This window comes from Sphingobium naphthae, assembly GCF_043589935.1.
GTDB classification, from domain to species: domain Bacteria; phylum Pseudomonadota; class Alphaproteobacteria; order Sphingomonadales; family Sphingomonadaceae; genus Sphingobium; species Sphingobium naphthae_A.
Genome location: NZ_CP171454.1, coordinates 650737 through 675382, shown reverse-complemented (window position 1 = coordinate 675382; position 24646 = coordinate 650737). Strand labels below are relative to the sequence as shown.

Genomic DNA, 24646 nt, shown 5'->3' with positions numbered 1-24646 from the left:
TCACTCCTTCAAGCCCCGGTAAGGCTTTGCAGCTGCAGGATCGGCAGCAGGATGGACAGGATGATGACGGCGACGATGCCGCCCATCAAGATGATGATGACCGGCTCCAGCATCGCCAGGGCGGCGGACGTGAAGCTGTCGAACTCGCGCTCCAGATAGTCGGCGGCCCGTTCCAGCATCGTGTCGAGCCGTCCGGCGCTTTCGCCGCTCGCCGCCAGATAGACCAGCAGGGGCGGGAACACGCCGGCGCGACGCAGCGCTGCGGACAGGCTGCCGCCGCCGCGGATCGCCTCGACAATATCGTCCGAGGCGCGGCGCAGCACCCGGTTGTGGACGGTGTTCGCCGTGAGCGACAGCCCCTCCATCAGCGGCAGCCGGCTCGCCACCATGGTCGAGAGCGTGCGCGCCATGCGCGCGGCATGGAGATCGCGGATCAGCCGCCCGAGCAGCGGCAGGCCGAGCAGCGTTGCATCGAACCGATAGCGAACGCTTTCCACCTTCAGCGCGCGCCAGAAGATCACGCCGGCAAGCGCGATCAGCAGCAGCAGCAGCCACCAATAGCCGGCCAGGAAGGCGGAGAGGCCCATCACCATGCGCGTGAGCAGCGGCAATTCCTGCCCTACCGTGTCGAACTGCTCCACCACCTTGGGCACGACGAAGATCATGAGCGCGGCGACCACGCAGACGGCGAAGGCGGCCAGGACCGAGGGATAGGCGATGGCGGTCAGCACTTTGGAGCGGATCACCGCCTGGCGCTCCATCAGGTCCGACAGGCGCTCCATGATGGTCGGCAAGCTGCCCGAGCTTTCGCCCGCAGACACCATCGCGCGATAGAGTGGCGGGAAGCTGCGGGGCTCCGCGCCCAGCGCATCGGCCAGCCGCCGCCCCTCCAGCACGCCGCCATGCACCGTGCCAACGATCGCGCGGACATGCTCCTGCTCGCTCTGGCGGCCGATGGTGCGCAGCGATTCCTCCAGCGGGCTGACCTGGATCAGCGTGGAGAGCTGGCGCGTGAAGAGCGTCAATTCCTTGGCGCTCAGCCGCGGCGCGCGTAGCGACAGGCCCGCGCGCTTGCGCGCCTTGGTAGCCGCGCCCGGCTCCAGCCGCACGATGAACAGCTTGCGCGCATCCAGCCGGGCGCGCGCATCGTCGACCGTGTCGGCCTTGACCTTGCCCGTCCGCTCGCGGCCCGCCGGGTCGATCGCCACATAGTCGTAATCAGCCATCGGCGATGGTTTCTACCTCGGTCGCGTCGCGCCGGGACACGCGGATCGCTTCTTCCGCCGTGGTCTGGCCGTCGCGCACCAGTGCGCGAGCCGCCGACCCCAGATTGGGCGCGTTGAGGAAGGCGTGGCGCGCGATCAGCGATTCGTCGCCGCCATCGTTGATGAGGCGGCGGATGGTGTCGTCCACGCGGATCGCCTCGAACACGCCGATCCGGCCCTTATAGCCCGACCCGCTGCATTCCTCGCAGCCGCGCGCCTTGTAGATGATGGTGCCGGGGTCGAAGCCCAGCAGCGCGCTGGCCGACTTGTCCGCCTGCACCGGCTCGCGGCAATGCTGGCACAGGCGGCGCACCAGGCGCTGGGCGATGACCGCTCGCAGCGTGGAGGCGAGCAGGAAGGGTTCGACTCGCATGTCGCGCATGCGGGTGATCGCGCCGACCGCGTCGTTGGTGTGGACGGTCGAGAGCACGAGGTGCCCGGTCAGCGACGCCTGCACCGCGATTTCCGCCGTTTCGCGGTCCCGGATTTCGCCGACCATGACGACATCGGGGTCCTGGCGCAGGATCGCGCGCAGGCCGGCCGCGAAGGTCAGGCCGACCTTGGCGTTGACCTGCGTCTGGCCGACGCCCTCGATCGCATATTCGACCGGGTCTTCCACCGTCAGGATATTGCGGCTGCCGTCATTGAGCTGGCGCAGCCCTGCATAGAGCGTCGTCGTCTTGCCCGAACCGGTAGGGCCGGTGACCAGGATGATGCCGTTGGGCTCGCTCAGCCCTTCGCGGAAGATGCGGTCGGGCGCGCCGGTCATGCCGAGCAGGTCGAGATTCATGCCCGCATTCTCCTTGTCGAGAATACGCAGCACCACGCGCTCGCCCGCGCGGCTGGGCAGCGTCGACACGCGCACGTCAAGCAGCTTGCCACCCAGCGTCAGGCCGATGCGGCCATCCTGCGGCACGCGCCGCTCGGCGATGTCGAGGCGCGCCATCACCTTGATGCGGCTGACCACGACAGGCGCGACATGCGGCGGCATCCGCAGCGTCTCGCGCAGCACGCCATCGACGCGCATGCGCACGATCAGGCCGGTTTCATAAGGCTCGATATGGATGTCCGACACGCCCTGGCGCGCGGCTTCGGCGATGATGCCGTTGATCAGGCGGATCGCCGGCGCATCGTCCGCACTGTCGAGCAGGTCGTCGGCGGTCGGGATGTCCGCGGCCAGGATGTCCAGTTCGTCGGCCCCGACCTCCAGCGATCCCGCCATCGCGGCGGCGCTGCCCTCCATCGCATAATGGTTGGACAGGTGCCGGTCGAACTCGGTGGGCTCGACGAAGCGCACGTCGAAGCTGCGCGCCAGATGCCGCCGCACTTCCAACAGCACGCGCGGGTCGCTGCCTTCGCGCACGGCGATAGTCAGCCGGTCGCCCTCCTGCGGCAGCAGGACGACGCCATTTTTGCGGGCGAAGGCATAGGGAATGTCGATCGGGCGCGGCGGCATGGCGACGCCTGCTTCTGCCCTCACCGTTTCGCTCATCGCTGCTCTCCGCTCGCGGGAATGTCGACCGGACGCACCACGCCGCTCGATTCGCGAACAATGGGCTCGATCACCTCGGGCTGGGCGCCGGCCTGCGGCTGGACCGTCACGTCGCCGGGCTGGGGCGGCGCGATCGGCGGCGCTGCGCCCATATAGTCGCGCACCAGTTCGTCGATGGTCGGCTCCGCCTCGGGATCGCGCTGCAACTGCATGCCGCGGATATAGCCGTAGCGCTGCTGCGTCAGCTTCTGCGCATCCGCCTTCGACCGCAGGATCGTCGGACGGATGAAAACCATGAGGTTTGTCTTTGTCCGGCTGCGGCTGCGCGACTTGAACAATTCGCCCAGGCCCGGAATGTCCGAGAGCAGCGGGATGCGCTCGATCGTCTTGCGCTCATTATCGTCCAGCAGACCGCCCAGCGCCAGGATTTCGCCATCATCGACGGTGACGGTCGTCTCGATCTCGCGCTTGTTGATGATGAGGTCGCTATTGTCGTTGCTGACCGGGCCGGCAACGCTCGACACTTCCTGGCGCAGGAACAGCTTGATCGCGCCGCCGGTGTTGATCTGGGGCTTCACTTCCAGCTTGATGCCGACATCCTGCCGCTGGACCGTGCGGAACTGGTTGTCGAAATTCTGGCTGAGCGCCTCGCCGGTGGTGACGGGCACTTGCTGGCCGACCAGGATCGACGCCTTCTGGTTGTCCAGCGTCATCACCGACGGCGTGGACAGCAGGTTGCTTTCCGTGTCGGATTTCACCGCGTTGATGATGGCGCCGAAAATGCCATTGCTGCCGATGCTGCCGCCCAGCCCCGCAATCGCGCCGGTTGCGCTCTGCAGGCTCGACACCGCTGCTTGTTGCAAGGTGCTGGCAAGATCGCTGTTGGTCTGCGTTTCGGTCGTGGTCGTCGACCCGTCGGCAGCCACCACGGTGGTGGTGGTGGTGCCCAGGCGATCGGCGGCATAGGCGCCGGCCAGCGTCAGCAGATTGGGCGATGCGTTGCTGTAGTTGGTCGCGGCAAAGCCGGTCTTGGTGCTGCCGATCAGGAACTGGACGCCCAGCTTCTTGGCGGCGGCGTCGCTGATCTCCACGATGATCGCTTCCACCAGCACCTGTTCGCGGCGCGTGTCGATCTGGCGAATGGTTTCGCCCAGCATCCGCTGCACGTCGCTGTTGGCCGCGACGATGATGGCGTTCGCGCCCTCATATCGCGTGACGATCGCCGGGCCGCGCGTGCTGATCCCGCCGCTGGAGGAGGAAGAGGCGGATGCCGCCGCGACCTGCGCGGCCGCCTGCGATGCGGGCGCCCCGCCCTGCCCGCCGCCCGATGCCGGCGTGGAGGATGTCACCGGCTCGCTGGTCGACTGGCCGACCAGTTGCTGCAGCACCGGCAGCAGCTTTTCGGCGTCGGCATGCTCCAGCCAGTAGACGCGGATTTCGGTGCCGCTCGCCGCCTGCCGATCCAGTTCGCGCGCCATGTTGGCGAGGCGCGCGACGGTGCCGGCATCGCCGCGGATCGCGACCGAATTGCTACTGTCGATCGGCACCACCGTCGCAGAAGCGGGCGCGGCATTCTCGCCCCCGCCGCCGTTCGTCACCAGCGCCTGGAGCGAGGTCGCGATTTCGCGCGCGCCGGCATTTTTGAGCGCCACCATCTGCGTCGCCGCCGTATCGCGGTCGATGCGCGCGATCACCTGGCGGATGCGCGAGACATTGTCGGCATAATCGGCGACCACCACGCTGTTGCCGGCACGATTGGCAGTGACCGACCCTTCCTTGCTGACCAGCGGCCGCAGCGTTTCCAGCGCGCTCGCCGCGTCGATCGACCGCAGGCGGAACACTTCGGTCACGAAGCTGTTGCGATTGGCCGCCCGGCCCACGCCGCTCGGCTGGCCCGCCGCGCCGTCGACGGGCTGGATGCGATAGGCGCCGCCCGGCGCCGGCACGGCGACCAGGCCGTTGGCGCGCAGCGTCGACAGGAAAATCTCGAAATATTCCGATCGGCTGAGCGGCCGATCGGTCACGACCGACACCTTGCCCTGCACCTTGTTGTCGATGATGAAGGTGCGGCCGGTTACCCGCGCCGCATCCTGGATGAAGGCGCGGATGTCGGCGTCGCGCACATTGAGCGTCTGCTGCGCCCGGACCGATGCGGTCGGGGTCGCCAGCGCGAGCGCCATGGCGGCGGAAAGGAGCAATTTGCGGGTCATTGGCCTTGCACTATGAGATTGACCGAGGCGACGGCGGCGCCGCGCTCTACGGTCAGGGAAAGGCGCGCACCGGGCGCGATCTGGTTCTGGAGGCTTTGCAGGTCGCCGACCGGCTGGCCGTTGACCTGAGTCACGATGTCGCCGGGGCGAAAGCCGGCCGTGGCGAAGCCGGGGCCCCTGGCCGCGACGACCAGGCCCGTGACACGGCCGTCCTGCAACCGGGGCGCAAAGCCGATGTCGCGCTTCAGCATATCGGCGGTGACGCCGCCACCCCCCGGGGGGGCCGGAGGCGGCGGCGCGGCGCTGTTCCACCCCTCGCCTGCGACGGGCGCTGGCTCCGCATCAGACGCGGGCGTGGACTGATCGAGGAAGGCTTGTTCCTCCACCCCGCCACGGTCGATCGTCACATGGTCGAAGGCGACGGCCTTCAGCACGACGCCCGGCAATATCTCGTCGCCCACCGCATAGCTGTTCTGGACGCCGTCGGGCGTGGCGATGATCGCCGATCCCAGCCCAGATCCTTCGTTCAGGCGGATGCCATAAACGGTCAGCGCCAGCGACGTGACGACGCCACCGGCCTTCTGCGGCGTATCGGCGCGAAAGAAGGGATCGAAGCTGGCGAACAGGGCCTGGCGCGCGCTCGGCGAGAGGATCTGCGCCTGGCGGCCCTCCCAGGGTCCGAAACTGCCGACCGGCGTGACGATCGCCCAGATGAGCCGGACCAGCAGCAGCGCCAGCAGGACCAGCAGGCCCTTTTCCAGCAGGCCGAGCCAGTTCAATCCCCGCATGGGCATCCGCTGCCCGCGCCGCCACCGGTCTACCCTGTCGCCAAATGGCACTCGCATGATGCTGAACACGCCCCCCAAACTCGCCAGCCTGCTAAGGTCAGGTTTTTACCCGCAGATGACGTTTATATTTCGGTAATATGACATGCTTGCAAGCGCGGCTTTTCTTCGGCTGAAAGGGCGCGACTGCGACGTCTAAGCCGCATCATGATGCGAGGACCCATGACCGTTCAGACCGCCTACTCATCCGCGCCCGCGGGACTCGACGCCGATCCCGCCTGGATCGCCGCTCACCCCCGCGTGCAGCGCGTGCCGAGCAAGGATCTCACCCTCTTCATCCGCCGCGATTTCCTCTCGGCCGAGGAATGCGCCGGGCTGATCGACCGGATCGACGCCAAGCGCCGGCCCTCGACCATCGCCGATGACAATGGCGACGGCTATTTCCGCACCAGCGAGACATGCGATCTCGACCATGACGATCCCTTCGTCGCCGCCATCAATGCGCGACTCGACGCCTTTGCCGGCATCGCGACCGCCCATGGCGAACCGATCCAGGGCCAGCGCTATTCTGTGGGTCAGGAGTTCAAGGCGCACACCGACTATTTCGATCCCAAGGGCGCAGACTTTGCGCGCTATTGCGCGGTGGCGGGCAATCGCACCTGGACGCTGATGGTCTATCTCGACCAGCCGGCGGCAGGCGGGGCCACCCGCTTCACCAGGATCGGCAAGACGGTGCAGCCGGAAACCGGCAAGCTGCTCGCCTGGAACAATCGGCTTTCATCGGGCCAGCCAAATCCCGCCAGCATCCATCATGGCATGAAGGTGCGCAGCGGCGTCAAGCATGTCATCACCAAACGGTATCGCGAGCGTCGCTGGGGCTGACCTTTACCGCCAGAAACGCGGGGCCTGCGCCAAGGTGTCATGCGCCTTTTCCGCCTTGCGGAGCAGCTGCCTTTCGGATTTGAGGCCCAACGGCGTGTCTTCGGCCAGATGATAGCGCGCGAACAGCGATGGCGCAGTGGCCAGATCGTTGAGGTCGCCAAGCTTGTCCTGCAATGTCTCCAGCGCGCCGACATATTCGCCATGGGCCTTGCGCGACTTCTTCGCGCTGTAAAGGCCGGCAAAGAATTCAGACCCATAGCGCAGCTTCTTCGCATCCTTGCGGATCTTGTGCCGCGTGTCCGGCGGCAGCTGCGCCAGGTCATCGCCGCCCTTTACGACACGCTTGTGCAGCTTTTGCAGGCGACCGGCCGCGAAGTCCGCGACCGGCTCGTCCGCCGCGCCGCCGCACCCGGCGCCCAGCGCCAGCCATTCGGCGATGTCCAGCAGCAGACCGCGCACTCGCGCCGACTCCAGCCATTCGCGCACCCGCGCGTGGCTTTGCGCCCGCGCCTGCCCGATCGCCGCCTGCGCATCATCCGCCAGCCGCCCGTGCAGCACGTCCAGATCGCGCGCCTCGCCTAGCACCCCCGCCAGCCAGCGCAACGCCTGCTGGAACCGCGCCACATCCGCCTCCAGCAGCACGGGCTTGAACAGGGTGAGCGCGCTGCGCAGCCGGCGGATCGCCACGCGCGCCTGATGCAGGGCGCGTTCCTCATAGTGGACGAGCAGAAGCGCCTCGTTCCGTCGATAATGGCGCAGGCACGCGCCCGCGATCGTCAGGAACGCCGCGCGGATCGACTTGGCGGGATCGAGCGCCACCGGCTCGGCCTTCACCGCTTGCGTCAATTCTCCGCGCAGCAGATAGCCGCGCTCCGCCTTGCTGAGCACTGCCGGGCGCACCGGCACCTCGCCATCGATGCGGCGCGCGATCGCGAACAGGGCGGCCGGCGCGCCGGCGACCAGCTCCAGTTCGACTTCGCACAGGGCCGCCTCGCGCGCGCCGGCGCGCACTGCGCCGCGGTCCAGCGCTACTTCGATTTGCGCCTCGCCTTCGCGGATCAGCCAGCGGGTACGCTCGACATCGGTTTCGAACAATGGCTCGATCTGGTCGACCGCGTCTCCGAGCGCCTCCTGCACCGGCGTCTGCGCGTCCAGCACCGGCATGTGCGATCGCACGGGCCGCTCCCATTCCTGTCGCGCGAACAGGCCGCCAGCGGCGGAGCCGTCGCCCTTGACGGTCTGCACCTTGCGTCGCCCGGACTGGCGGATGCGCAGGCTCATACCCTTGCGCGCCAGCAGCGCGTCGGGCGTGTCGAAATAGGTGGCGCGCAGGTGCGCGACATCCGCGCGCTCGGGAAGCCCATCCCATTGCGCCAGGCGACTGGCGGCATCCTCCGACAGATCGAGCTTCAGTTCGATCTCGCGTCCCATAAACCCTCCATCCTGCTGCGGGCGAAGCCGATCACAGCAGGACGCGCGGGAGCAACGCATCGTTCCAGAATCGGAACGGCCGGCCCGTCACAGGACAGGCCGGCCGCGCGATCAAGAGCGTCCCGAAAGACGCTTACGTGTCAGATCAGAAGGCTACGGTCAGCGACGCCGCGATGGTCGTGCCGATCTTGTAGCGATTGTAATAGACCTTGTTGCCGTCCGCTTCCTGGAATTCCTGATATTTGCGGCCGGTGATGTTGCGGGCTTCGAACTTGAACTCGCTGTTGATGCCGCCCGGCAGGGTGACACCCTGGCGCGCGACGAAGTCCAGCGTCAGGCCCGGCTTTTCCTTGATGTCCGGCTGCAGGTTCGGACCGCGGCTGGTGACGCGGGGGCTCGCATAGGTCAGCAGCAGCGTCTGCTGCGACAGCTTGTCCGTGTCCTCCAGGCCAATCTGGAAGTTGACCAGATGGTCCGACTGGCCGGTCAGCGGCGCGCCGTCCATGAAATAGTCGGACGCGGCCGGCAGGTTCCCGGTCGTGTAGGTGTAGGGGATGGTCGTGTCGCCATCGCTCACCTTCAGTTCCGACTGGGTGTAGGTGTAGTTGCCGATCAGCACCACGCGGCGGGTCTGGAAGAAGTTCGAATCCATCCGGTCGAGCGGGATATATTTCTGCGCTTCGACTTCAAAGCCGTACAGCGTCGCTTCCGGAGCGTTGGCGAAGCTGGTCGTCACCGCATAAGTGTCGGTGATGGTGGTGTAGGTTTCGATCGGATTGTCGATCTTCTTGTAGAAGGCCGACGCGGTCAGCCGCTCGTCCCGACCCATATACCATTCCGCTCGGATATCCGCATTCCACAGCTCGCTGTCCTGCAGGAACGGGTTGCCGCGATAGAAGCGGTTGGATTCGGTGTCGATGAAGGGCTGGGCGATCAATTCGCGGAACTGCGGACGGGCGATCGTCTTGGAGCCCGACGCACGGAACTGCAGGCCGCCGCCGGCGTCGTAGGTCAGCGTGACGGCGGGCAGCCAATAGTCGTTCTTGATCTGGTTGAACGGCGTTTCGCCCGTCGAATAGACGTCCACGCCGGTTACCGACTGGCGGCCGCTTTCGTAGCGGACGCCGGCGTCGATGCTGAGGCCCGGGAACAGTTCGGCCTTCACCTGGCCATAGCCGGCATGGACGCGCAGCGCCGCGTCATAGACCGGATAATTGCCCGAAAAGTCCAGCAGACCCAGATCATAAAGCTGGATGGTGGCGTCCGACAGCAAATAGTCGGGGCGCAGCTGCTGCACGGCGATCGGCAGGTTAGTGGCGTCGAAATGCAACTCGTAGCGCGAGGAGGTGCGCTTCGTGTCGGTATAGGCGTAGCCGGCTGTCACGGTGAAGCTGGGCGCGATCTTGTAGCTGAGGTCGGCGCCGCCCGACCACAGGTCTTCGTTCAGGTCGCTGAAGGTCACCGAAGCGTCGCCGCGCTGACGGTTCAGCGCATTGATGAAGCGGTCACCGACCGGGTCGATCGCGAGATCGCGGTTGGAGCGGACATAGACGAATTCGCGCTCATAAGGCGCTTCGCGCTGCGAATTGGCATAGCCGCCGCGCACGTCCAGGCTGAGCGCGTCATCGAACTTGAACTCGCCGACCAACTGCGTGTCGATCAGCTGACGCTCATACCAGGCGGTCTGCTGCGTCATATAGTCGGCGCCCTGAATCTGGCCGTCATTCTGGCCGACCGACAGTGCCGCGCGCTTCAGCGTGTCGCGAATGTAGAGGTTGGTCCAGCGCAGCTTCTGCTCGCCCCATTCCAGGCCCAGGCCGAGCAGGCCGTTCACCGTCACCTGATTGTCGGTGATGACCTGGTTGTAGCTCTTGCCCGCGCCTTCCGACACGGTGAGCGAAGCCTGTTGCAGGTTTTCGCGCGTGCGCCACTTGTTGCTGTAGCCCGCGGTGGCGATGATGCCCAGGCGCCCGTCACTGCCAATGTCGAAGGCCGTGCCGCCATTGAGCGAGCCGGAGAAGTTGAACGGCAGGCTGTTGGTGCGCTGAAGCACCGACGTCTTGCTGTTCAGGAACTGCATCATGATCGCCTGCTGGTCCGAGCGATCGATATTGGCGAAAGGCACGCCCGAGCCGAAGGCGTTCTGGAGCAGCGGCGGAACGTCGCGCGAGCCATCGTCGAAGCCGGTCCAATCGGACTTGCTGCCATAATAGGTGTAGCCCATCTGGCCCGAGGTTTCGGTATTGGCCGAGCTGCCGACGCCGATTTCCAGATAGGATTCGGTCGGAATCGCCTTCGTCGTGAGGTTGATCACGCCGCCGCCAAATTCACCGGGGAAGTTGGCCGAAAAGCTCTTCTGCACCAAAGTCGATGCGATGACGCTGGTCGGGAAGATATCGAGGGGGACCACGCGCTTGAGCGGTTCGGGGCTGGGCAGCGGCGAACCGTTGAGCAACGCGAGCGAATAGCGATCGCCAAGGCCGCGGACATAGACATAGCCGCCCGAGACGACCGACAGGCCGGTGACGCGCTGCAGCGAACCGGCGATGTCGCCTTCGCCCGTGCGCTTGATGTCGGCCGCCGACAGGACGTTCACGACCTGCGGTGCGGACTGCGAGATGTTGCTGGTTCGGCGGCCGGTGACGACAATGTCGGAGCCGGGGATGGAGACATCGACGTCGCCCGACTGAGCGGCGGCTTCGTCGGCGGCGCTGGGCGTCGTCGACAGGCCGGCATCGCCCGCGGGCGCGGCACTGGTGTCGGTCTGCGCCATCGCCACGGGAGCGACCAGCGCGGTGGAAATCAGGAGCAGGCGCGCCAAGGTCAGCGGCTTCGACATGCTAGGGGTCCCCCTTTGGGAAATTCGGAGCAAGAAGGCGGGGAAGCGTCGGTAAACGCTCCCCCGCCCCTATTGAGGTCAGGCGCCGGTCAGGCGGTCGGGATGGCGGTGCAGTTGCGGGCCGAAGCGCCGAAGCTCGCGCTTGCCGAATTGCAGGTCCAGCCGGCATACCAGGTGTCGCTGCTGTCCTTCACCGCACCGATATAGTTGGTGGTGGTGAAGGCGCTGTCGATCGTCTTGGGATCGGTGGCGGTCACGGCCGTCTCCGTGGCGCCGTTGATGAACAGGCTGGTCAGCGACGGAGTGTAGCTGATGCTGCTGTTCGGACCGGCTTGGAAGATCGACTGGACGACCGAAACGTCCACGCCGCCAGTGCCCTTGAAGGGGGTGCTGTTGCACTGCATCACCACCGAAATGTAGCGCGGCTTGCCGGCGTCCTGCAGGGTAGTGTCGGCATCGCGAACGGTGGCGGCGCTGTTGATGCGCAGGCAGCTCTGGTCGGGGCTGACGATGATGCCGTTGACCAGCGCCAGGTCGGCGCCGCCGCGCAGCAGCATGGATGCGCCATCGTCGCCGGTGTTCGAACGCTGGATATGCGTGAAGTTGGCGACCTTCAGATACTGGCGCGGCAGCGCATCTTCACTGGCGTTGCTGTTGCTGGTCGAACCGTTCGAATCGGTTTCGAGGAAGGTATCGCCGATATTGTTGTTGGCGCGCTGGGCCGAGATGACGAACTGGGCCGTGCCGCGGAAGCCAACGTCGGTGTCGAGATTATCGTCCTCGTTGCCGGTGAACACCAGATACTTCATATGGGCCGAGCCGCCGAAGGCTTCGATGCCGTCGTCCGAGCTGTTGTGGACCTGGATATGGTCGATCACGGTGCCGGTGCCTACGCCCGAGGGGGTCAGGCCCTGCAGTTCCTTGCCGTCGGCCAGGACGAAGCCGGAATAGCGGATCTGGACATAGGACAGGCGGCCCGAGCTGTCGGCGTCATTGGCGCCGCCGTACAGGGCATTGCTGGTGCCTTCGGTGTCACGCTCGCACGCCGTGGTGCCCGGCGCGGCAGCCGGCGCCTGGCAGTCAGTGATGCGGCCGCGACCCAGCAGCACGATGCCGCCCCACTGGCCCGACGACTGATCGGTCGCGGCGCCGGTGACATTTTCGCGGCTGGTGAAGATGATCGGAGACGTGGCGGTGCCAACGGCGTTGATCTTGTTGCCGCGGTTGACGGCCAGATAAGCGTTACCGGTGCTCGCGAAGACGACCACGCCCGGATCGATGTTCAGCGTCACGTCGGTGTTGGTGGTGGCGGCGCCTTGGTCGGTGCCGACATCGACGCGGCCGGGCAGCGAATAGATCACGCCCGCAACCTTCGCGATCGCGGTGGTCGAGGTGAAGCGCGCCGGGAAGCCGCAATTGCGCCATGTGTTGGTGCCGTCGGTGATGGTGCCGAGGTCGCTGAGCTGGTTCGAACCGGCAATCGACGGGCAGCTGGCCGCAGGGGTGACCGCGGTCGGCGTCGGCGTCGGCGTGGGGGTCGGCGTGGGGGTGGGAGTCGGCGTGGGCGCCGGGATGACGATGGTGCCTTCGCCCGGCGAAGCGATGTCGTCCGCACCGCAGGCGCTCAGGCCTACGCAGGCGCAGCTCGCCATCAGGATCGTATGGATACGGTTAATCTTGGCCATGTCATCTCCGCTCCGGTCGTGCCGGCGTTGTTGAACTGCGGAGCGCAGGGGAATTTACGAATCGGACAACGCCCCCTGTCGCCCTCTTCGGGGGGCACTAGGCTTGGGAAATGACAGGGACATTCCGCTGCTATGACGTTGGAGCGTCACTGAAATGACGGTAATGTGACAGTCGTGTCGGGCAGGTGACATGATATGAAAGAAGGCGCCGCCTTCAGTCGGCGACGCCCTCCTATCGTGCTTAACAGAACCGTGCCTCGGATCAGCGCGCGGCGAAAGCCGGGTTGAGCCGATCCATGGCGCGGCGCGCAACCATTCGTGACGATTCCTCCTGCCCATTGGCAAGCACCAACGTCATTTCCGGTGCGAAACGCGCAGACCGATAGGCTTCCCGCGCCTGGGCAATCCGCCCCGCTCCCGCATAGGCATGGCCAAGGTTGATGAGCCGCGCGGGATCATTGGCGCCATAGGGCCACATCGGTTCCAGCCGGTCGATTGCCGCTTTGAACTGCCCCGAAGCCAGCGCCTTGGCAGCAAGGTTGCCATCGGGCACACCCAGCACGACGAGGCTCTCGGGCGCGCTCTGCGCCAAAGCAGGCGTCGATACAGCCAGCGCCAGACCCATGATAGCGACGACGCTCTTCATCTTCCCATCTCCCGATAAAAACCCTCCAACATAGCCACGAGTATTTCATTTAGATGACATGCACACAATATCGCGCATCATCGCCGTCGCCGCTTTTGTTTTTCCCTAAATCAGCCACTTATGAATTTTACGCAGATATGTCATAAAATCGTCATCGAACGGAGAACGCCATAGAGCGCGAATCACGTGCGCCATGCGGCCGGCGAGTCGCGCCCCCCACGCCGCAGTTGCGGCGGTCGAAATCAAGCTATGGGGAAAGTCCGGAGGCTTCTGTTGCCCGGCGCCTCCGGGGGCCGCTGAATTCCCTTCTGTTGCCCGGTGGGTTCAACCGCGTTCTTTTTGGGTAATGTCAGGCCGTGAGGCCATCAATTACGCAGCAAGAGCAAGAGCCTCGTTATCGTTGGCACTTGTGAGTTTTGAACATTTTTACGGCTTACTCAGGCCGGGTGAAGGCACCGCTTTTCAACACACGTCGATCCTAGTTCGGCCCCGTCAGAAACCCCGATCCTGATTGGAGCGGGATATGTGGTGGAGCCGCCGGGTACTGCCCCCGGGTCCGCTGCGCCTATTGCACGATACAGTTTATCACCATAGCCGGGCGAACCCGGCACGCTCCATATGGCCGCTCGCTAGCGATATTTCAAGCCGCGCGCCTCGCTTCATGCCGCGATCAGGTTGACGACGCTCGGCTTGGCGGCAGGCAGACCGCTTGCCTTCGCCTGCGCCATCAATTCGGTCTTGCGCGCAAGCATCTGGTCGCGCAGCGCCACCAGGTCCACGTCCGTCCTGCGGCACTGAGCGAACATGCCCTTCGATGGCATTTCCTCCTCATGCACATGATGCTTGATCTCTTCCGACAGCACGGTGACCTTAGCGTCGTAAAAGTCATCGTCCGGCGATCCGGCTTCGATGTCGTTCACCAGCAGCTTGGCGCCATCATGCTCGACATAGGCTTCGTCGAGCGTGTCATCCTCGATCTTGCCGCGGAAGGCGGGGTAGAAAATCTCCTCCTCGATCATCGTATGGATCTTGAGCTCCAGGCAGATTTTCTGCGCGATGTCCCGCTTGCGCGCGGTCGCGGTCGCGGTCGCTTTCTCATATGCCTCGAACAGATCCTCGACCGTCCGGTGATCGGCCTTCAGCAGGGCGATCGCATCGCTATATTCGTCCTTCGCCATGTTTTCCTCCTCGTCCACAGGGCGCAGAAAGGAAGCCGCCAGAAGGCCGCCGGTTCCACGGGCCCATGCGAAAGACGCCAAGCCGCCTTCCCACCGCCTCGCGGCCGCGCTAGAAGCCGATCATGATCCTCGTCATCGACAATTATGACAGCTTTACCTGGAACCTCGTCCATTATCTGATGGAGCTGGGCGCCAAGGTGGAGGTCGTCCGCAACGACGCCATTTCGGCAGGCCAGGCACTCTCCAGCGGAGCCAAGGCCTTCCTGCTCTCGCCCGGCCCCTGCACGCCCAACGAAGCGGGCGTCAGCCTGGACCTGGTCGCCGCCTGCGCCGACGCGGGCGCGCCGCTGCTGGGCGTGTGCCTGGGTCATCAGGCGATCGGCCAGCATTTCGGCGGCAAGGTGGTGCGCGGCGGCCTGATGCACGGCAAGACCTCGCCGGTCGAACATGACGGCACCGGCCTGTTCGAAGGCCTGCCCTCCCCCTTCACCGCAACCCGCTATCATTCGCTGATCGTGGAGGATATTCCCCAGAGCCTGATCGTCAACGCGCGCAGCGAGGACGGATCGGTCATGGGCTTCCGCCACGCCACGCTGCCGATCCATTCGGTCCAGTTCCATCCCGAAAGCATCGCCACCGAACATGGCCATGCGATGCTGGCGAACTTCCTGACGCTGGCGGGCCTGCCGGTGCGCACGCGCGAAGCCGCCTGAAGGGGCTTCGCGTTCCGAAAAGCAGGCCTTCGCGCCCTTCCCTCTCGACTCGTCGTGCTCAGGCCGATTAAGGCGAGGCACGATGACCCGCCTGCCCGATCCGTCCGCCCCGCTGTCCAGCGATGCCGCAGCCAACGCGTTCGACCTGCTGTTCGACGCGGACCTTGGTGATGAGGACATCGCCACCTTCCTCGTCACCATGGCCAGGCGCGGCGAAACCGCGACGGAAATCGCCGCCGCCGCCCGCGCCATGCGCGCGCGCATGATCTCGGTCGCCGCGCCGCCGGGCGCGATCGACGTGTGCGGCACCGGGGGCGACGGCCATCACACGCTCAACGTCTCGACCGCGGTCAGCCTGGTGGTCGCCGCCGCTGGCGTGCCGGTCGCCAAACATGGCAATCGCGCCGCCTCTTCGAAAGCCGGCGCGGCCGATACGCTCGAAGCGCTGGGCCTCGACCTCGACCGGGCGGCCGCCACTGCCGAAGCGACGCTGGCCGATCTTGGCATCTGCTTCCTGTTCGCGCAAAATTATCATCCCGCGCTCAAGCGGCTGGGGCCCATCCGCCGCGCGATCGGCGAACGCACCATCTTCAACCTGATGGGCCCGCTCGCCAATCCCGCCAATGTGCGGCGGCAACTGGTCGGCATCGCGCGCCCCGCCTACGTCCCCATCTATGCCCAGGCGCTCGCCGAACTGGGCGTCGACCGGGCGATGATCGTCTCGGGCGACGAAGGGCTGGACGAATTGTCGCTCGACGGCGGCAATGACATGGCGGAGGTGAAGGGCAATGCGCTCGTCGCCATGCACCGCCTCCATGGAAGCGATCTCGACCTGCCCAGCCGCCCCGTGTCCGCCATTCGGGGCGGCGACGCGGCGCACAATGCCGCCGCGCTCCGCGCCCTGCTGCAGGGCGAACAGGGCGCCTATCGCGACGCCGTGCTGCTCAACGCCGCGGTCGCGCTGGTCGTGGCCGATGCGGCCGCTGATTTGCGCGAAGGCATCGAGGAAGCGGCCGAAACCATCGACCGCGGCCTTGCCAATGTGCTTCTGAATTGCTGGATTGCCTATTCATGACCAACAAGCTGATCGAAATTTGCGACGTCAAGCGCGAGGATGTCGCCCGTCGCAAGGCGGCAAGCAGCGTCGCGACGCTCCACGCCCGCGCCGCCGCGCAGACGCCGCCACGGGGGTTCCGCCGCGCGCTTGATGCCGCGGCCGCATCGGGCTTCGGCCTCATCGCGGAGGTCAAGAAGGCGAGCCCGTCCAAGGGGCTGATCCGCGCCGATTTCGACCCGCCGGCCCATGCCGCCGCCTATGCGGCCGGCGGCGCGGCCTGCCTGTCGGTCCTGACCGACGAGCCCTATTTCCAGGGCCGGGACGATTATCTGGTCGCGGCCCGCGCAGCCTGCGCCTTGCCGGTGCTGCGCAAGGATTTCATGGTCGACCCGTGGCAGGTGCTGGAAAGCCGGGCCCTGGGGGCCGACGCCATCCTGATCATCGTCGCCGCGCTGGACGACGGACAGATGCGCGAGATCGAGGATGCGGCGCTCGGGCTTGGCATGGACGCCCTGATCGAAGTGCATGACGAGGCCGAACTGGAGCGCGCGCTTCAGTTGCGCTCGCGTCTCATCGGCGTCAACAATCGCGACCTGCGCGATTTCAGCGTCGACTTCGCGCGCACCTACGAACTGGTGGGCAGAGCGCCCGAAGGCTGCACCTTCGTCGCCGAAAGCGGGCTGCGCGACCATGCGGACCTGACGGCGATGGCCGATCATGGCGTGCGCTGCTTCCTGGTGGGCGAGACATTGATGCGGCAGGCCGATGTCGAGAGCGCGACCCGCGCTTTGTTGACCGGCGCATGAGCGGCCTCACCCATCTCGACGCCGACGGCGCGGCGCGCATGGTCGATGTGTCGGCCAAGGCCGTGACGGCACGCGAAGCGATCGCCGCCGGCCGGATCGACATGAGCGCGCAGGCGGCGCAGGCGATCGCCGATGGCCTCGTCAAGAAAGGCGACGTGCTCGCCGTCGCGCGGGTTGCAGGCATCATGGCCGCCAAGAAGGCCGCCGACATCATCCCCCTCTGCCACCCGATCGCGCTCAGCGCCGTGACGGTCGATTTCGATCTGGATGGCGACGGTGTGGCCGTCACCGCGACCGCGCGGACCGCCGGGCAGACCGGGGTGGAAATGGAGGCGCTGACCGCCGCCACCGCCGCGCTGCTCACCATCTATGACATGGCCAAGGCGCTCGACAAGGCGATGATCATCCGCGACGTCCGCCTGATCGCCAAGACCGGCGGCAAGTCGGGCGACTGGCGGCGCCCGGCATGAGCCTGCTGCCGGTCGCACAGGCGCAGGCGCGCCTGTTTGCCCTGGCGCGCCCCCTGCCCGCCGAAACGGTCGCAGTCGGCGCGGCGGTCGGCCGCTGGCTGGCCGACGATGTTGCGGCGCTGCGCGACCAGCCCTGGACCGACCTGTCGGCGATGGACGGCTATGCGGTACGCGCCGCCGAACATCCCGGCCCCTGGCGCATCGTCGGCGAAAGCGCGGCGGGCAGCGCCACCCTGGCGCCGGTTGCGCCCGGCGAAGCCTGCCGCATCTTCACCGGCGCGCCCGTGCCGCCCGGCGCCGACAGCATCCTCATCCAGGAAAATGCCGCCGTCGATGGCGATCGGCTGACGGCAAGCGCCGATCCCCTGCCGGCGGGCCGCCATGTGCGTCGCCACGCCTCGGACTTCGCCTCCGGCGCGCCTTTGCTGCGCCGGGGCAGCCGGCTCGGCCCGGCGCAAATCGCGCTGGCGGTGCTGGGCGGCCGCGGGGAACTGCCGGTCGGTCGCCGTCCGCGCGTTGCGCTGCTGTCGACCGGCAACGAGCTGGTGCCGCCCGGCGCGCCGACGCCTTCCGGTTTTCTGCCGTCATCCAACGCGCCGATGCTGGCCGCCATGCTGGCGGGCCTGCCCTGCGACGTGACCGATCTGGGCATCATCCCCGATGATCTTGACGCCATGGTCGCCGCATTCGAAAGCGCGGCGCAGGCCGACATCATCGTGTCGACTGGCGGCGCGTCGGTCGGCGACCATGATCTGGTGCGGCCCGCCTTCGCCAAAGCGGGCGGCGCGCTCGATTTCTGGAAGGTCAGGATGCGGCCGGGCAAGCCGCTGATGGCGGGAACGCTGGGCGAAGCACTGTTTCTCGGTCTGCCCGGCAACCCTGTGTCCGCCTTCGTCACCGGCACGCTCTTCCTGGCGCCGCTGGTCCGCCATCTCGGCGGGGCCGCCAATCCTCTGCCGCCCACGGCCGATGCGATCCTGGCCTCGCCCCTACCGGCGACGGGCGATCGCGACGATTATCTGCGCGCCTGGCGCGGCGCCGATGGCGTCGTCTCGGTCACATCGCAGGACAGCGCGGCGACGGCCGCCATGGCGATGGCGGATTGCCTGATCCTGCGACCAGCGGCGTCTCCGCCCGCGTCGTCCGGGGATCGGGTGACCATCCTGCCGCTGACATGAAAAAGGGGCCGTCCTGCGGCCCCTTCTCCATGATATACAAAGGATGATCAGCGCTGCTGACGGTTGCCCGGCGCCTGATCCTGGCGCCGTTCGTCGCCCATCTGGTCCTGCCGGTTTTCCTGCTGCTGCTGGCGGTCCCGCTGGTCGCGATCGCCGCCCTGCTGGTCACGGCGCTGGTCATTGTCCTGCTGGTTCTGGTTAGCCATTGTCACTCTCCTATTGCCTTCCATGGAAAGGCATGGCGGACAACCCGCCAGTGCCGGCCCATGTTCCGCAATCTGCGACGAACGGCTGGGCGCTTGACTAATCTCCATGTGTTTCCTATGCGTTCCTTATACGTTCCACGGAAGGATCGCAGTGATGTTGACGCCCAAGCAGCAGGAATTGCTGAGCTTCATTCACAACCGGCTGGAGGAAGGCGGCGTGTCGCCTTCTTTCGAGGAGATGAAGGATGCGCTCGACCTGCGCTCCAAGTCGGGCATTCATCGCCTGATCAACGCACTGGAGGAGCGCGGCTTCATTCGTCGCCTGCCCAATCGCGCCCGCGCGCTGGAGGTGCTGAAGCTGCCCGACGCGATGCACCGCGCGCCGGCGCCCAGCGTCGCGCCCAAGCCGAAGATGCCTGCGACCCTGCCGATCGCGGCCAATGACGTCATCGAAATCCCGCTGCACGGCCGCATCGCCGCGGGCGTGCCGATTGAGGCGATGGAGGGGCAGACGATGCTGCCCGTGCCCGCCGCGCTGCTGGGATCGGGCGATCATTATGCGCTGGAAGTGTCGGGCGATTCGATGGTTGAGGCCGGCATCCTCGATGGCGACTTCGCGCTGATCCAGCGCACCGACGTCGCGCGCGAGGGGCAAATCGTCGTCGCCCTGATCGACGAGAATGAAGCCACGCTCAAATATTTCCGCCGCGAAGGCAGCCGGGTGCGGCTCGACCCCGCCAATCCGGCCTATGAACCGCAGGTCTATGATCCGCGCCAGGTGCGTATCCAGGGCAAGCTTGCAGGACTGCTGCGCCGCTACAACTGAGGGGCCGGCCGCGTTCTTTTTCGGACCGGCGGACGCGCAATCCAGGGGTGCGCGTCGCCAGGGCGATGGACGGTGTGAACTTCGCCTTTGTTCAGGGTGATGGCCAGGCCGCCGGTGCGCGCCAGCAACCATCGATCGATCCTGATCCAGCGTGGTCGACACCAGCGCGGCATGCGCCGGTCGCTGAGGACGATGTCCGCGGCCGCGCAATCCCTCTGGAAGGCGGGGCGGTCGATCAGCATGTCGCTGCGCGTCAGCAGCAGGCGCCAGGTCCGTCCCCCGCCATCCTTGAGGCGCAGCGCGCACAGGTCGGACGAACAGCGCGCTTCGGGAAGATCGGCGATAGCGCTTAGTTCGCCTTCATAGCCCGCGCTCTCCGACAGGGTATCGCGCACATAATCGCCCGCGCGATCGCGCAGGATCGCCATGCCGGCGCTGGTCCGCACCGCCACATGCCGGCCATCGCCCGTCACCAGAAGATCGGGCGGCGGCGCGAGCAGGACCAGCGCCACGCCGCCCACGACCGGCGGCAGGCCCAGCCAGCGCAGGCGGCTCCGCCACAATAGGCACCAGAGGAGGCCCAGGATGACGCAGCCGAACAGCGCCGGCCGCATCGCCGGGGCCAGCAGCGTCGCCATCGGGCTGGCCGCGACCCCGTGCGCGATCCAGAGCAGCAGGCCGAGCGCCTGCCCCGTCAGCCACCAGAAGGGCGCGCCAAGGCCGATCAGGTCGAACAGCAGCGCCAGCACTTCCAGCGGCATGACGACGAAGGTCGTGAGCGGAATGGCGATCAGATTGGCGAACGCGCCCAGCATTCCCGCCTTGTGGAAATGGAACAGCGCGATGGGCATCAGCACCAGCTCCACCACGAAGCCGGTCGCCAGAGTCACCACCAGTCCGCGCCCGATCTTGCGCGGCCATGCCTCGTCCCGCGCTGCGGCAAAGGCGCGGAAGCGGGGATGTTCGGCCAGCGCGACGATCGCGGTGACGGCGGCGAAGCTCATCTGGAAACTGGGGCCGACCAATGCTTCGGGCCAGAGGATCAACACCAGTAGCGCGCCGCTCGCCACGAGCCGCAGGGTGATCGCGTCGCGCCCCAGCGCCAAACCACCAAGCACCAGCAAAGCCGCGATGCACGACCGCACGGTCGGCACTTCCGCGCCGGTCAGCCAGGTATAGCCGATCCCGACCAGTGCGCCGCCCGCCGCCGCGATCAGCATCAGCGGCCAGTCGAGCGCAGCGCGGCGGCTGAGCGCCATCAGCCGCATCAGCAGGAAAATGGTCGCGCCGATCAGCGCCGTCACATGCAGTCCGCTGATCGAGAGCAGATGCGCAAGCCCGCTGCGGCGCATCGCCTCGGCATCAGGTTCGGCGATCGCGCCCTGATCGCCGGTCGCGAGCGCGGCCGCGATCCCTTCTGCGGGGCCATCGACCCGCCCCACGATATGCGCGAACAGCCGGGCGCGAAGCGGCAGCGCTTCCTGCGACGGGCGCTGCACTTCGATCGGGCGCAACGCCTTGCCCGTGGCCCCGATGCCCTGGAAATAGGCGCGCGCCGCGAAATCATAGGCGCCCGGCACAGCGGGCGGCGCTGGCGGCATCAGCCGCGTGCGCAGGCGAATGATCGCGCCTTCCCCCAGGCCGGGCGGCACATCGTCGGTCGCGATGTTGACGCGGATGGTGCGCGGCAGGGTCGGCGCATCGATCAGCCGCAGCATCGCGCGAACCATGTCCTGCGCCGGGACCGCTCGGACCGATCGCACTTCCGCCGTCACTCGCACGAAGACGGCCCGCGCGAGCGGCGGCTTGCCCAGCATCTCCGCCTTGCCCCAGATGAGCAGGCACCCCATCGTCGCCAGCAGCGCCCCGATCATCAGCATGTGGCGCAGTCGGCCATGACCCGGCAGTATCGCCGCCAGGCAGGCGAGGCCCAGTGCGCCGCAACAAAAGCCCAGCCACTGCGCTGGATCGAGCAGCAGGAACCACGCCGCTATGCCCGCGCCGATGCCCACCGGCGCCCACAGCGCGATCTGTTCGCGCTCCGCCTCCAGCCACGCCTCGATCGCCGTAAAGCACCGGCCGACAGCCGTCCTGACGCTTCCGTCATGGGGCGTTTGTCGTGGCTCGAAAGCCATGCTAGGGGGCGTCGGATTCATGGATCAGATAAGGCGAATGTCAAAGAATATGACGGCGAGCGCAACGGGAAAGAACAAGCAGGTGGTGACCCGTTTCGCCCCGTCCCCCACCGGCTTCCTGCACATCGGCGGCGCGCGCACCGCGCTGTTCAACTGGCTGTTCGCGCGGCATCATGGCGGCAAGTTCCTGCTGCGGGTCGAGGATACCGATCGCGCGCGCTCAACCGAGGAAGCAGTGGCCGCAATCTTCGACGGGCTGGAATGGCTGGGCCTGGGCGGTGATGAACCGGCGGTTTTCCAGTTCGAGCGCACGCCGCGCCATGCCGAGGTCGCGAACCAGCTGCTCGCCGCCGGCCACGCCTATAAATGTTTCGCGACGCCGGAGGAACTGGCGGAGCTGCGCGAGCAGCAGCGCGCGGCCAAGCAGCCGATGCGCTATGACGGTCGCTGGCGCGATCGCGATCCGGCCGAAGCGCCCGCGGGCACGCCCTATGTCATCCGCATCAAGGCGCCGCGCGAAGGCGAAACGGTGATCGAGGATGCGGTGCAGGGCCGCGTCGTCGTGCAGAATGCCGAACTGGACGACATGATCCTGCTGCGGTCGGACGGCACGCCCACCTATATGCTGGCCGTGGTGGTGGACGATCATGACATGGGCGTCACCCATGTCATTCGCGGTGATGATCACCTCAACAACGCCTTCCGCCAGCTCGCCATCATCAAGGCGATGGGCTGGGAAGAGCCGGTCTACGCGCATATCCCGCTGATCCACGGATCGGATGGCGCCAAATTGTCGAAGCGCCATGGCGCGCTGGGCGTCGACGCCTATCGCGACGACATGGGTATGTTGCCGGAGGCGGTGCTCAACTATCTGCTGCGCCTGGGCTGGGGCCATGGCGACGAGGAGATCATCCCGATCGACCGCGCGATCGAGTTGTTCGACATCGCAGGGGTCGGCCGCTCGCCCTCCCGCTTCGACATCAAGAAGCTGGAAAATCTCAACGGCCATTATCTGCGTGAGGCGGACGATGCGCGGCTCGCAGCGCTGGTCGCGCCGCGGCTTGAGTCGCGTCTCGATACGCAACTGAACGATCGGCAGCGCGATATTTTGGCGCAGGCGATGGCTTCGCTCAAACCCAGAGCCAAAACCCTTAATGAAATTGCGGAGGGGGCCGAGTTCCTGTTCAAATCTTGCCCGCTCGACTTTGACGAAAAGGCCTCCGCTCTGCTAGATGAGCCCGCGCGCGCGCTGCTGATAAAGACAGCCGACGCTCTCCAGTCCGTTCCGTCCTGGACGGTCGAAGCGATCGAAGACGTTATACGCCGCGTGGCAGAGGATGCCGGCCTTGGCCTCGGCAAGGTGGCGCAGCCGCTTCGCGCTGCGCTGACCGGCCGCACGGTCTCGCCGGGCATTTTTGATGTCCTCTTCCTGCTCGGGAAAGAGGAGAGCTTGGAACGACTGACTGCGGCAGGGCACGCCGCGGCCGGTTGATGGCACACAAGGAGAAAAACATGTCGGATAACAAAGCCACTTTGACAGTCGGGGGCGACACCCAGGATTATGCCATCATGGATGGCACCGTCGGGCCCCAGGTCATCGACGTTCGCAAGCTCTACGCCAACACCGGCATGTTCACCTATGACCCGGGCTTTACCTCCACCGCCAGCTGCGATTCGGGCCTGACCTATATCGATGGCGACGAAGGCGTGCTGCTGCACCGCGGCTACCCGATCGGCCAGCTGGCCGAACAGTCCAGCTTCATGGAAGTCAGCTATCTGCTGCTGAACGGCGAACTGCCGTCGGCCAAGGAGCTGGACGAGTTCACGCGCACCATCACGCGTCACACGATGATCCATGAACAGCTGACCACCTTCTATCGCGGCTTCCGTCGCGACGCGCACCCCATGGCGATCATGTGCGGCGTGGTGGGCGCGCTGTCGGCCTTCTACCATGACTCGACCGACATCAACGATCCCGAACAGCGCCGCATCGCCAGCCATCGCCTGATCGCGAAGATGCCGACGATCGCCGCCATGGCGTATAAATATTCCGTCGGTCAGCCCTTCGTCTATCCGCGCAACGACCTCAGCTACACCGCCAATTTCCTGCGCATGACCTTCTCGGTCCCGGCCGAGGAATATGAGGTCGATCCCGTCGTCGTCGACGCGATGGACAAGATCTTCATCCTGCACGCTGATCATGAGCAGAACGCGTCGACCTCGACCGTGCGTCTCGCGGGTTCGTCGGGCGCCAATCCCTTCGCCTGCATCGCTGCTGGCATCGCCTGCCTGTGGGGCCCGGCGCATGGCGGCGCGAACGAGGCCGCGCTCAACATGCTGCGGGAAATCGGCACGGTCGATCGCATTCCGGAATATATCGCCCGCGCGAAGAACAAGGACGATCCGTTCCGCCTGATGGGCTTTGGCCACCGCGTGTACAAAAATTACGACCCGCGCGCGACGGTCATGCAGAAGACCGCCAAGGACGTGCTGGAAAAGCTGGGCGTCGATGATCCGATCTTCGACGTCGCCAAGGAACTGGAGCAGATCGCCCTCAACGATCCCTACTTCATCGAAAAGAAGCTCTACCCGAATGTGGACTTCTATTCGGGCGTGATCCTCTCGGCCATCGGCTTCCCGACCGAGATGTTCACCGTGCTCTTCGCCCTCGCCCGCACCGTCGGCTGGGTCGCGCAGTGGAACGAAATGATTTCGGACCCAGCGCAGAAGATCGGTCGTCCGCGCCAGCTCTACACCGGCCCGACGCAGCGTGACTATGTGCCCGTCGACAAGCGCTGATCGGCGCACAGCCTGACAAAGAGAAACGGCGTCCCGATCGGGG

20 protein-coding genes and 1 other RNA gene are annotated in these 24646 nt (G+C 66.3%); 9 read left to right on the top strand and 12 right to left on the bottom strand.

Features of this window, described 5'->3' with window-relative positions; all coding sequences use genetic code 11:
- Window positions 1-8 precede the first annotated feature (8 nt).
- Genes gspF through ACGGKE_RS03345 form a run of 4 tightly spaced genes read right to left on the bottom strand, consistent with a single transcriptional unit; the run spans window position 9 to window position 5812 of the window.
- Window positions 9-1226, bottom strand: a complete 1218-nt coding sequence (gene gspF / locus ACGGKE_RS03360) for a type II secretion system inner membrane protein GspF (protein ID WP_394440015.1) — start codon at window positions 1224-1226, stop codon at window positions 9-11.
- Window positions 1219-2757, bottom strand: a complete 1539-nt coding sequence (gspE, locus tag ACGGKE_RS03355) for a type II secretion system ATPase GspE (protein WP_394440012.1) — start codon at window positions 2755-2757, stop codon at window positions 1219-1221. Before gspE ends, gspF begins: the two co-directional genes overlap by 8 nt.
- Window positions 2754-4967: a type II secretion system secretin GspD gene (gspD, locus tag ACGGKE_RS03350; protein ID WP_394440010.1), complete on the bottom strand. Its 2214-nt coding sequence runs from the start codon at window positions 4965-4967 to the stop codon at window positions 2754-2756. Before gspD ends, gspE begins: the two co-directional genes overlap by 4 nt.
- Window positions 4964-5812, bottom strand: a complete 849-nt coding sequence (locus ACGGKE_RS03345; RefSeq protein ID WP_394440008.1) for a type II secretion system protein N — start codon at window positions 5810-5812, stop codon at window positions 4964-4966. The genes gspD and ACGGKE_RS03345 overlap by 4 nt, the downstream gene beginning before the upstream one ends.
- 162 nt (window positions 5813-5974) lie before the next feature.
- Here ACGGKE_RS03345 and ACGGKE_RS03340 point away from each other — a divergent pair, with 162 nt between their 5' ends.
- Window positions 5975-6634, top strand: coding sequence for a 2OG-Fe(II) oxygenase (locus ACGGKE_RS03340; protein ID WP_394440006.1), 660 nt, complete (start codon window positions 5975-5977; stop codon window positions 6632-6634).
- A gap of 3 nt (window positions 6635-6637) precedes the next feature.
- Here the strand turns inward: ACGGKE_RS03340 and ACGGKE_RS03335 are convergent, their stop codons facing one another.
- The 6 genes from ACGGKE_RS03335 to ACGGKE_RS03310 form a co-directional block, all read right to left on the bottom strand.
- Entirely contained in the window at window positions 6638-8065 is a 1428-nt protein-coding gene (locus tag ACGGKE_RS03335) for a CHAD domain-containing protein (RefSeq protein WP_394440004.1), read from the bottom strand.
- A gap of 145 nt (window positions 8066-8210) precedes the next feature.
- Window positions 8211-10904 (bottom strand): TonB-dependent receptor domain-containing protein, encoded by a 2694-nt coding sequence (locus tag ACGGKE_RS03330; protein WP_394440002.1) that lies wholly within the window; start codon window positions 10902-10904, stop codon window positions 8211-8213.
- 89 nt (window positions 10905-10993) lie between these two features.
- Window positions 10994-12589 (bottom strand): hypothetical protein, encoded by a 1596-nt coding sequence (locus ACGGKE_RS03325; protein WP_394440000.1) that lies wholly within the window; start codon window positions 12587-12589, stop codon window positions 10994-10996.
- Window positions 12590-12851: 262 nt separating this feature from the next.
- Window positions 12852-13235: a tetratricopeptide repeat protein gene (locus ACGGKE_RS03320; RefSeq protein ID WP_394439998.1), complete on the bottom strand. Its 384-nt coding sequence runs from the start codon at window positions 13233-13235 to the stop codon at window positions 12852-12854.
- A gap of 297 nt (window positions 13236-13532) precedes the next feature.
- Window positions 13533-13883: a transfer-messenger RNA gene (gene ssrA / locus ACGGKE_RS03315) on the bottom strand.
- Between the two features lie 11 nt (window positions 13884-13894).
- Entirely contained in the window at window positions 13895-14413 is a 519-nt protein-coding gene (locus ACGGKE_RS03310) for a hemerythrin domain-containing protein (protein WP_394439996.1), read from the bottom strand.
- A 122-nt stretch (window positions 14414-14535) separates the two neighbouring features.
- Here ACGGKE_RS03310 and ACGGKE_RS03305 point away from each other — a divergent pair, with 122 nt between their 5' ends.
- The 5 genes from ACGGKE_RS03305 to glp all read left to right on the top strand — a co-directional run bounded on the left by ACGGKE_RS03305 (window position 14536) and on the right by glp (window position 18637).
- Window positions 14536-15126 (top strand): anthranilate synthase component II, encoded by a 591-nt coding sequence (locus ACGGKE_RS03305; protein ID WP_394439994.1) that lies wholly within the window; start codon window positions 14536-14538, stop codon window positions 15124-15126.
- Between the two features lie 82 nt (window positions 15127-15208).
- Entirely contained in the window at window positions 15209-16201 is a 993-nt protein-coding gene (trpD, locus tag ACGGKE_RS03300) for an anthranilate phosphoribosyltransferase (RefSeq protein WP_394439992.1), read from the top strand.
- The gene (trpC, locus tag ACGGKE_RS03295) at window positions 16198-16989 is read left to right on the top strand and encodes an indole-3-glycerol phosphate synthase TrpC (RefSeq protein ID WP_394439990.1); all 792 of its coding nucleotides are present in this window, start codon (window positions 16198-16200) and stop codon (window positions 16987-16989) included. Before trpD ends, trpC begins: the two co-directional genes overlap by 4 nt.
- Window positions 16986-17459, top strand: a complete 474-nt coding sequence (gene moaC / locus ACGGKE_RS03290) for a cyclic pyranopterin monophosphate synthase MoaC (protein WP_394439988.1) — start codon at window positions 16986-16988, stop codon at window positions 17457-17459. Before trpC ends, moaC begins: the two co-directional genes overlap by 4 nt.
- The gene (gene glp, locus ACGGKE_RS03285; RefSeq protein WP_394439986.1) at window positions 17456-18637 is read left to right on the top strand and encodes a gephyrin-like molybdotransferase Glp; all 1182 of its coding nucleotides are present in this window, start codon (window positions 17456-17458) and stop codon (window positions 18635-18637) included. The genes moaC and glp overlap by 4 nt, the downstream gene beginning before the upstream one ends.
- Before the next feature lie 47 nt (window positions 18638-18684).
- Here the strand turns inward: glp and ACGGKE_RS03280 are convergent, their stop codons facing one another.
- On the bottom strand, window positions 18685-18843 hold the full coding sequence (locus tag ACGGKE_RS03280) for a hypothetical protein (protein ID WP_317515561.1): 159 nt from the start codon (window positions 18841-18843) through the stop codon (window positions 18685-18687).
- A gap of 154 nt (window positions 18844-18997) precedes the next feature.
- Here ACGGKE_RS03280 and lexA point away from each other — a divergent pair, with 154 nt between their 5' ends.
- Window positions 18998-19669 carry a transcriptional repressor LexA gene (gene lexA / locus ACGGKE_RS03275; RefSeq protein ID WP_228166528.1) on the top strand — a complete coding sequence of 224 codons (672 nt, stop codon included), beginning with the start codon at window positions 18998-19000 and terminating at the stop codon, window positions 19667-19669.
- Here the strand turns inward: lexA and ACGGKE_RS03270 are convergent.
- Complete coding sequence (locus ACGGKE_RS03270; RefSeq protein ID WP_394439982.1) at window positions 19660-21804, bottom strand: ComEC/Rec2 family competence protein; 2145 nt, start codon at window positions 21802-21804, stop codon at window positions 19660-19662. The two genes, lexA and ACGGKE_RS03270, sit on opposite strands and share 10 nt — an antisense overlap.
- Before the next feature lie 49 nt (window positions 21805-21853).
- Between ACGGKE_RS03270 and gltX the strand changes: the two genes are divergently transcribed.
- Together gltX and ACGGKE_RS03260 are read left to right on the top strand one after the other, a co-directional pair.
- Complete coding sequence (gltX, locus tag ACGGKE_RS03265; RefSeq protein WP_394439980.1) at window positions 21854-23296, top strand: glutamate--tRNA ligase; 1443 nt, start codon at window positions 21854-21856, stop codon at window positions 23294-23296.
- 20 nt (window positions 23297-23316) lie between these two features.
- Window positions 23317-24603, top strand: a complete 1287-nt coding sequence (locus ACGGKE_RS03260) for a citrate synthase (RefSeq protein WP_228166531.1) — start codon at window positions 23317-23319, stop codon at window positions 24601-24603.
- Window positions 24604-24646 lie beyond the last annotated feature (43 nt).

Coding starts and splice junctions, on each gene's coding strand:
- ACGGKE_RS03330 (WP_394440002.1), bottom strand. CDS start 10,904: ATGTCGAAGCCGCTGACCTTGGCGCGCCTGCTCCTGATTTCCACCGCG.
- ACGGKE_RS03320 (WP_394439998.1), bottom strand. CDS start 13,235: ATGAAGAGCGTCGTCGCTATCATGGGTCTGGCGCTGGCTGTATCGACG.
- ACGGKE_RS03340 (WP_394440006.1), top strand. CDS start 5,975: ATGACCGTTCAGACCGCCTACTCATCCGCGCCCGCGGGACTCGACGCC.
- trpC (WP_394439990.1), top strand. CDS start 16,198: ATGACCAACAAGCTGATCGAAATTTGCGACGTCAAGCGCGAGGATGTC.
- ACGGKE_RS03335 (WP_394440004.1), bottom strand. CDS start 8,065: ATGGGACGCGAGATCGAACTGAAGCTCGATCTGTCGGAGGATGCCGCC.
- ACGGKE_RS03325 (WP_394440000.1), bottom strand. CDS start 12,589: ATGGCCAAGATTAACCGTATCCATACGATCCTGATGGCGAGCTGCGCC.
- glp (WP_394439986.1), top strand. CDS start 17,456: ATGAGCCTGCTGCCGGTCGCACAGGCGCAGGCGCGCCTGTTTGCCCTG.
- gspF (WP_394440015.1), bottom strand. CDS start 1,226: ATGGCTGATTACGACTATGTGGCGATCGACCCGGCGGGCCGCGAGCGG.
- ACGGKE_RS03270 (WP_394439982.1), bottom strand. CDS start 21,804: ATGGCTTTCGAGCCACGACAAACGCCCCATGACGGAAGCGTCAGGACG.
- ACGGKE_RS03305 (WP_394439994.1), top strand. CDS start 14,536: ATGATCCTCGTCATCGACAATTATGACAGCTTTACCTGGAACCTCGTC.
- trpD (WP_394439992.1), top strand. CDS start 15,209: ATGACCCGCCTGCCCGATCCGTCCGCCCCGCTGTCCAGCGATGCCGCA.
- gspE (WP_394440012.1), bottom strand. CDS start 2,757: ATGAGCGAAACGGTGAGGGCAGAAGCAGGCGTCGCCATGCCGCCGCGC.
- ACGGKE_RS03260 (WP_228166531.1), top strand. CDS start 23,317: ATGTCGGATAACAAAGCCACTTTGACAGTCGGGGGCGACACCCAGGAT.
- ACGGKE_RS03280 (WP_317515561.1), bottom strand. CDS start 18,843: ATGGCTAACCAGAACCAGCAGGACAATGACCAGCGCCGTGACCAGCAG.
- ACGGKE_RS03310 (WP_394439996.1), bottom strand. CDS start 14,413: ATGGCGAAGGACGAATATAGCGATGCGATCGCCCTGCTGAAGGCCGAT.
- ACGGKE_RS03345 (WP_394440008.1), bottom strand. CDS start 5,812: ATGCGAGTGCCATTTGGCGACAGGGTAGACCGGTGGCGGCGCGGGCAG.
- gltX (WP_394439980.1), top strand. CDS start 21,854: ATGACGGCGAGCGCAACGGGAAAGAACAAGCAGGTGGTGACCCGTTTC.
- lexA (WP_228166528.1), top strand. CDS start 18,998: ATGTTGACGCCCAAGCAGCAGGAATTGCTGAGCTTCATTCACAACCGG.
- gspD (WP_394440010.1), bottom strand. CDS start 4,967: ATGACCCGCAAATTGCTCCTTTCCGCCGCCATGGCGCTCGCGCTGGCG.
- moaC (WP_394439988.1), top strand. CDS start 16,986: ATGAGCGGCCTCACCCATCTCGACGCCGACGGCGCGGCGCGCATGGTC.